General features: G+C 40.5%; 7 protein-coding genes and 1 pseudogene. 7 read left to right on the top strand and 1 reads right to left on the bottom strand.

The features are described 5' to 3' along the window. A pseudogene (locus ASJ81_RS07095) lies at positions 1-358 on the bottom strand (ISAzo13 family transposase); the annotation flags it as partial. 918 nt (positions 359-1,276) lie between these two features. Here ASJ81_RS07095 and ASJ81_RS07090 point away from each other — a divergent pair. The 7 genes from ASJ81_RS07090 to ASJ81_RS07060 all read left to right on the top strand — a co-directional run bounded on the left by ASJ81_RS07090 (position 1,277) and on the right by ASJ81_RS07060 (position 7,606). Next, entirely contained in the window at positions 1,277-1,861 is a 585-nt protein-coding gene (locus ASJ81_RS07090) for a flavodoxin family protein (protein ID WP_095643871.1), read from the top strand. Positions 1,862-2,145: 284 nt separating this feature from the next. Beyond that, on the top strand, positions 2,146-2,850 hold the full coding sequence (locus ASJ81_RS07085; protein WP_095643870.1) for a MarR family transcriptional regulator: 705 nt from the start codon (positions 2,146-2,148) through the stop codon (positions 2,848-2,850). Between the two features lie 335 nt (positions 2,851-3,185). Beyond that, a complete protein-coding gene (locus ASJ81_RS07080) occupies positions 3,186-3,497 on the top strand; it encodes an ATP-binding cassette domain-containing protein (protein ID WP_095643869.1) in 312 nt (103 codons plus the stop codon). 25 nt (positions 3,498-3,522) lie between these two features. Then, positions 3,523-4,491, top strand: coding sequence for an ATP-binding cassette domain-containing protein (locus ASJ81_RS07075; protein ID WP_212556042.1), 969 nt, complete (start codon positions 3,523-3,525; stop codon positions 4,489-4,491). 1 nt (position 4,492) lies between these two features. After that, positions 4,493-5,311, top strand: coding sequence for an ABC transporter permease (locus ASJ81_RS07070; RefSeq protein ID WP_095643867.1), 819 nt, complete (start codon positions 4,493-4,495; stop codon positions 5,309-5,311). Between the two features lie 420 nt (positions 5,312-5,731). Further along, positions 5,732-6,481, top strand: a complete 750-nt coding sequence (locus ASJ81_RS07065; protein ID WP_095643866.1) for an ABC transporter ATP-binding protein — start codon at positions 5,732-5,734, stop codon at positions 6,479-6,481. After that, positions 6,482-7,606, top strand: a complete 1,125-nt coding sequence (locus ASJ81_RS07060; RefSeq protein ID WP_095643865.1) for an ABC transporter permease — start codon at positions 6,482-6,484, stop codon at positions 7,604-7,606. It begins immediately after the preceding gene. Positions 7,607-7,747 lie beyond the last annotated feature (141 nt).

Genomic DNA, 7,747 nt, shown 5'->3' with positions numbered 1-7,747 from the left:
AGGTCCAACGCAAAGGTGATTCTGGATCACCACTACTTGTTGGTTCAATAAGACTTTCAAGATCAGATATAAGTGTGGGATCTTTATCAACACTCTTTTTGCGACCTCCCCCAGGAGCTCGAATCTTACCATCAGGAATAGATGTTCCACTTGCTCCAATCGTTCCACTTGCTAGTTCTTTACAAGCTTTAGAAATAGTATCACGAGAGATTCCTGTTGCACGAGAAACTATGCTGATTCCACCTTCACCAAGGCTAATAGCCTCAGCACCAGCAAATAGACGTTTCTTTTGTTCATCGAGAAACGGTTTGAGCAATTCATACTTTTCAGAGAGAATTTTCTCAAGTTGGTTACTCATATATATTCAATAGAAGGAACCCATATAAATAAATGCCTGAATTATTTTGTGACAATCACTAAGGCAAACTGCCAAAGAAACTGGTCTTAAATATGTGAACGTAAAATTTATTCTGTCATCATTTTTTGGGTTTTAACTCTGAGTTTTGGTGTACGCTTATAGCGTACACTTGCCAGTTTAAAACGCGAATATGAAACTGAGTCCTGTCAACTGTTCTATACATCATAGGAATCAAGGATTCTATGCTGATTAGTAGGGGCATCAAATGCAAAATAATACTAAGAAAACATAGACACTTTCCTAGATGTCTCTTGATAATGGAAAAAAGCTGTGTTTTTGATTTTTATAAAAATGACTGTAGACTCAAAATCACATTTCTGAATATCGTATTATATTTGAATTAGTGAACTTGGAAGTTTACGATTTTACAGAAAAACTTTTAAACTACTTTTTGTGCACTGTCTGAATACATTAATCAAAAATCCAAAAAGTACTGATTTTTTCAGTCTCATGAGGTAATCCTCAATATTTCTGTAAAATTTAACCAACAAAACCTACGAAATCTGCAAAATTAGGAATAAAATCTATTCAAAAGCTGCTGAGAAAATTTGCCGGAAAAAGTACATCGGCACATGTAAAAAAATTGCTTTTATTATATAAATAAAATATGTTCTCATATTTAAGAAGGGCTCCTTTATTCTTCTAGTTACCTTTTGTCTCTGTATTTTTTACATATCTTAAATCTAAGGAGAAAGAATTAAATAGCATGGTCAAGTACTGTACTGTCAGGTACTTTACTATTCGGCACTTGACAATATTGCCAAGGAAACATAACTATTCTTTGTGAGGTGAGAATTTTAAATGAATACACAATGTACAGAACAAACCGTAAACAGACCAGATGTGAAAGGAGGAAAGATGAAAATCATTGGATTTATCACAAGCCCGCGAAAAGAGGGCAATACCGCCTGGATCATCAACCAAATACTCGAAGGGGCGCAAGAACAGGACGCTGAAACGCAATCCTGGTCTTTCAGCGATCTTGACATCAAACCGTGCCGGGGTTGTTTGGGCTGTCACAAAGGCGATAGCGATCGAGGTTGTCTTATCAACGACGACATGCAGCAACTGTATGACGCGCTTGCTCACGCCGATGCCCTGGTGCTTGGCTCGCCGGTGTACATGGGACAGATGAGTGCCCAGGCGAAGATATTCACCGACAGGTTGTTTGCGCACATCTCTCCTCGTTTTTCTCCGCATTTCAAAGAAAATGCCGTGAAAAAAAAGCTGCTGCTTGTGTTTACGCAGGGGAATCCTGATGCCGGCTTTTTCCAGGAGTATTTTGATTATACGAAAAAGATGTTTCAGTTGCTGGAATTTGATGTGAAAGAGGTACTTGTCGTCGCCGGTATGCGAGATGGACCGGCGCATGAAAGAAAAGGTCTGCACACTGTTTTGAAGGATGTTGGTTCATCGTTGGTTTCGGAACGATTCCCGGAATAATGAGGATATTGCAATTGCGGATAAGCAGGGGTATCCTTTGGTTTCCTGTGATGGTTCTGTCAAGTTGACAGGTGTTAAGAAATTTTTCCAGCTTCAGTTGAACCAATAAATGTCCAGTTCTTATCAACTGACAGAAACTCCATGAGAAAGAATTAAATAGTATAGTCAAGTACCATACTATCAAGCACTTTACTATCAAGCACTTTACTATCAAGCACTTTACTATCAAGTACATGATAATATTGCCTTGAAAAGTTCTACTAAGTAAAAAGGAGAGATTTCATATGAGTGAAATAAAAAATGAGATATTAGAGCAGTTTATACGCTTGCAAGGATTGCTGCATCGCTACCATACGCAACATTTCATGGAATTTGGACCGTTGGGCAACCCGCACAGAGGACAGGGGCGTGTGCTCTCTATTCTAAAGTTGAAGCCGGAAATAAGCCAGAAGGAATTAACTTACCTGCTGGATATGAGCAAGCAAGGTTTGGCGGAACTCCTTAATAAACTGGAAAAGAAAGGCTATATCAAGCGTGAACTGGTAGAGGAAGATCGTCGCAGCTTCAATATAAAACTCACCGAAGAGGGTGCCGCCGTTGCCGGCGAGATTGATGACATGCCGCTTGATCTGGATAAAGTGTTTAACTGTCTAAGTGATGAAGAACTTGCTAAACTTTATGAATATTTGCAGCGCATCATTGAATGCCTTGAAGATCAATTACCGGGTGATGATAATGATTTGCGCAAGCAGATGATGGAGAAGTTTATGGAACATTATCTCCATGGAAAACATGAAGATGATTTCTCTGTTTTATTTAGAGGCAGATTACCTCATGGGCGGGGTGGCAGAAGAGATAATGACGAAAGGAAGCAGATAATGGAGAGGTTTATAGAACATTATCATCATGGAAAACATGGAGACGATTTCTCAGGTTCCTTTAGAGGCAGCTTCCCTAATGAGTGGAGTAGCAGGATAGATGATGACTAAAGGAATAAGGGACGTTGACTTGGCTTCAGTAGTTTGATTAAAAATCTTGCGAACAGAGTTTAACTTTTACAAATAATTCATTTTTAAGAGTTTTACAGAAAAAAGTACCTCATATAGTTAATAGATAGAGATCTACATTTTAAAAAGGATACATTTATCATCGGTTAGTATACACTTTGTAAAAATATATCAATTTTGGCGTATTTTTAGAGTAGTATCTAAATAAATAGAACTATGTAGGATACAGATTAGCCATCTAGATAAAAAATATTTGTTTTCAGAATATATATGGAAATTAATTCAATTACTTCAAAATACGGAAAGCAGGTGATCGAATGGAACCGATAATTGAAGTCAAAAACCTGGTTAAAACTTTTGATTCCAGAGGGAAAAAAATCACCGCAGTGAATGATGTTAGCTTCAATGTTTTTAAAGGAGAAATTTTTGGAATGATAGGACCAAATGGAGCTGGCAAATCCACTACTTTTTCCATGCTGACCACACTAACAAAGCCTACAAGCGGTAGTATAAAAATTTCAGGCTTCGATGCTTTAAAACAGAATGATAAGATAAGACCTATTATCGGTATCGTTTCTCAGAAGCTCAGCCTTTACCTGCTCCTTACAGCCAGGGAGTCAAAGGTATAATTCACTAAATATGGAGGTGAACACAATGATGAAGAATAACGCAATTTTAGCGGTTGAAGCTCACGGCTTGGTAAAGACTTTTGGTGATAACAGGGCTGTTGATGGAGTGAGTCTGAGTATCCCGACAGGTAGTATCTGCGCTGTACTGGGGCCGAACGGTGCGGGAAAAACTACCACAATAAATATGCTTGCCACGTTGTCAAAACCGGATGCGGGGAATGTAAAAATCTTTGGTTATGATGTTGTGCGCGAAACTCAAATTGTGCGTCAACTGATTGGGTTGACAGGGCAATTCGCCTCTATCGACGAGGATCTAACTGCTTTGGAGAACCTTATGATTTTCGGTAGATTGTATGGATATTCTCGCAAAGATTCTAAACGCAAAGCGAATGAACTCTTGGAAGAGTTCGGGCTTAGCGATGTGGCGAGCCGCGCATTGTCAAAGTTTTCCGGTGGTATGCGGCGCAGGCTTGACCTCGCGGTAAGTCTGATTTCCCAGCCGCCGTTGATCTTCCTTGACGAGCCGACAACAGGGCTTGACCCAAGGACTCGGATGCAGATGTGGCAGTCAATACGCAATCTTGTAAAAGGCGGCTCGACGGTACTGCTGACGACACAGTATCTTGATGAAGCCGATCAACTTGCAGACAACATTGTTGTAATCGACAAGGGACGAGTCGTTGCTAACGATACACCCGACGGATTGAAACGCTCCGTGGGAAGCAGTTCGTTGCACTTGACCATAAAAGACGTAGATAACGCCGCCAACGCGGCGCAGATCATCGAGCGCATACTCGATGCGAGGGTCCATCTTGCGGAAGCATCTGAGTTGATCGCGCCAATAGACAATACCGACAAACTAACCGATGTGTTGACGACGCTGAAAGATGCCGGAATAGCGTTGTCCGGGGTAAACATCCTTCAACCTACACTTTATGAGGTGTTCTTTGCGCTGACAGGTGAGGGTTCCAAAGATCAGAAGGAGGAAAATTAAAATGACTAATACAACCATCATACCCGCCGTCGAGCGCAAACTGAAAAATCGAATCGGAGTTGGCACCACAATCAGAAACACATGCACGCTCACGTATCGGGCGCTATTAAAAATGTCCAAAAATCCCGAAATATTTGTGGATTTCGTAGTCTTACCGGTTATGTTCACGTTGCTTTTCACCTTTTTATTCGGGGGAGCGATTTCGGGCAACATTCCGAACTATCTGCCGGTTGTTATCCCCGGCGTTTTGTTGATGTCATCTTTCACCAATTGTACCACCGCGGGTAGTAAACTGCGCGAGGATGTGGACAAAGGCACAACAAGCCGTTTTAAATCCATGCCGATTGCGCGAATTGCTCCGTTGGCGGGGAGTTTGATTGCCGACCTTGTACGATACGTAATGGGGGGAACTACCGTTTTTGTTACGGGATATATTCTCGGTTACAGACCCGAAGCAGGCATTCCCGCGGTCATTTTCAGCATACTTTTCATGATGTTCGTTGCTTGGTGTCTGAGCTGGGTGTTTGCGTTCATTAGTCTGTGCACAAAGACTATTTCAACTGCGTCTGCGATTGGTGTAGTTGTAATGTTCCCGTTAGTATTCCTGTCGAACGCTTTTGTTCCGGCCGAAACGATGCCGAGTTGGCTGCAATATTTTGTCCTGCAGATCAACCCGCTATCCCGCGTCGTAATAGCGGTGCGGCATTTGTTAACTTATGGCACGATAGGCGCGGATTTTTGGTTCGCATTATTCGGCACTTTGGCGATACTCGTCGTATTCATTCCGCTAACAGTTAATGCGTATAATCACAAGGCATAATCCTTGCGTAGCCCCACGTCGGGGCGGCTTCCGCGATCTTGTCCACCGTTACCCGGTCAAAGCCCGTTCGTGAAAGAGGGGCTCTAATATGGCTTCAGGTATTTAGGTGAAGAAATCTTACAAATAATGTTTACAAATAATCTTAACTTTTATAAATAAATAATTTTTAAAAATGTTTATAGAAAAAAGTATCTTATATAGTTAATCGATAGAGATCGGCGTTTTAAAAAGGATACATTTGTCATCGGATAGTGTGCACTTTGTATAAATGCATCAATTTTGGCGTATTTCTATGCAAACTATCAAGATAAATAAAAATGTATAGGAGATTAAGTATCCAGATTAGGTTAAAAATTTTCTTCTCAGGATATTTATAAAAATAAGTTTCATTATTTAGAAATAAGGACAGCAGGTGATCAAATGGAACCGATAATTGAGGTAAAAAACCTGGTTAAAACTTTTGATTCAAGAGGGAAAAAAATCACCGCAGTGAATGATGTTAGCTTCACTGTTTTTAAAGGAGAAATTTTTGGAATGATAGGTCCAAACGGGGCTGGTAAATCTACTACTTTTTCCATGCTGACCACATTAACAAAGCCTACAAGCGGCAATATAAAAGTTTCAGGCTTAGATGTCGGAAAACAGGATGATAGGATAAGACCTATTATTGGTATAGTTCCCCAGAAGCTTAGCCTTTACCCGCTCCTAACAGCCCGCGAAAACCTGAAGTTTATGGGAAAACTTTACAATATCCCAAAAAAGGTAATGGAAGAGAGAATTGATTACTATCTACGACTTGTAGGTCTTGAAGATAGTGCTGACCGTTTCACAGAAGGCTTTTCAGGCGGTATGAAACAGCGCCTCTCAGTAATCTGTGCAGTGATGCATGATCCTCAGATCTTGTTTTGGGACGAACCTTCAACTGGTCTTGACCCACAGACAAGGCAGGCTATCTGGAAACTTGCTCGGAAATTCAATGAAGATGGAAAAACCCTGATTTTTACAACTCATTACATGGAAGAAGCGGAGAATATCTGTGATAGAGTGGCTGTAATGAATTTGGGCAAAATGGTAGCTCTGGATAACCCGGAAGTTCTAAAGGAAACCTCTGGAAGTTTAAATCTTGAACAGGTGTTTATGCACTTTACGGGAGAGGGGGTGTGTAATTAAATGACAATAAAAACGGAGCTAATAGATTCTTTAGCAGTAGCGGAAAAAGAATTCAAAATTCTTTCCAGAAGAAAAGGGGTTATAATTCCTTTGTTATTATTCCCCCTAGTAATGATGATTTTCTTTGGCTACGGGATGGGAGGGACGTTAAAAGACGCTCCTTTTCTCATTGTCAATAGCGACACTGGCCAAGCCTCGAGTTCTCTTATTCAAGAAGTTGGAAGTTATACTCCCAAATATGATAGTTACCCGATGTTCTCGGTAACCTATTCAAAGGACATGTCGCAGTCTGAGGCTGAGAGTAAAATAAACGCAGGGGTCTATAAAGGCGCTCTAATTATTCCACCGGATTTTAGTGACAACATAGCGAAAAATCAGAGTACCACTTTAACGCTTTTGACTGACTCCTCAGACATTACCGCAAGTGAAAATATCATAAATACTATCAAACAGTTGTTGACAACAACAGGGTTATTAAAAATAACCGGGCTAGTATCTTTAAACGTCCCCAACATTTACGGCAATCTGGAATATCTGGATTTCCTCACACCTGGCATTATAGCTCTTACGATATTTTTTGGTTCAGTAATGACCACAGGTGCTGCGATTGCAGAAGAAAAAGAATCCGGTACGCTTGTTCGTATGTTAATGACACCTATTAGCAAAAGATCTGTTATTCTCGGGAAAACTTTCTATCAGCTAATACTGGAATTAGCCAAAGCTGTTATCCTGATACTTGTAGCATATTTTCTTGTGGGATTTCGTATAAATGGTAGCTGGCTTCTTGTTGCTCTGGTACTAGTCCTTTTTACTCTTGGTGGTGTCGGAGTGGGGATAATTTTGTCGGCTAAGGCAGAAAGTATGGAATCTTTCGATCAATTAGCCATGCTGGTCACTATGCCATCCATGTTCCTTACAGGTGTGTTTTTTCCTTTGAGTTCGGCTCCAGTCTGGATGCAGTGTTTAGCGCGTTGCGTGCCTTTGACTTATGCGATTGATGCTATGCGTACCATCATGGTAAAGGGTCAGAATTTGAACGCTATATCTACTGATTTGATAATACTCACTCTCTTTGCAATTGTTACCTTTACTTTAGGTGTCCATCTATTCAGGAGGGAAGCATAAAATGAAAAAAATGATAACACTCTCTTTAATCTCTCTTCTATTGCTTGCTATGATATCATGCGCAGAAGGCGCTTCCAATTCCCCGAATAATTACAATGTTCCTCAAAGCTTTGATCTTGGAAAAAATTACTATACTGTAGA

The sequence above is a fragment of the Methanosarcina spelaei genome (assembly GCF_002287235.1).
GTDB lineage: Archaea > Halobacteriota > Methanosarcinia > Methanosarcinales > Methanosarcinaceae > Methanosarcina > Methanosarcina spelaei.
The sequence above is the reverse complement of the archived record's forward strand: the minus strand, read 5'-3'. Positions and strand labels throughout refer to the sequence as shown.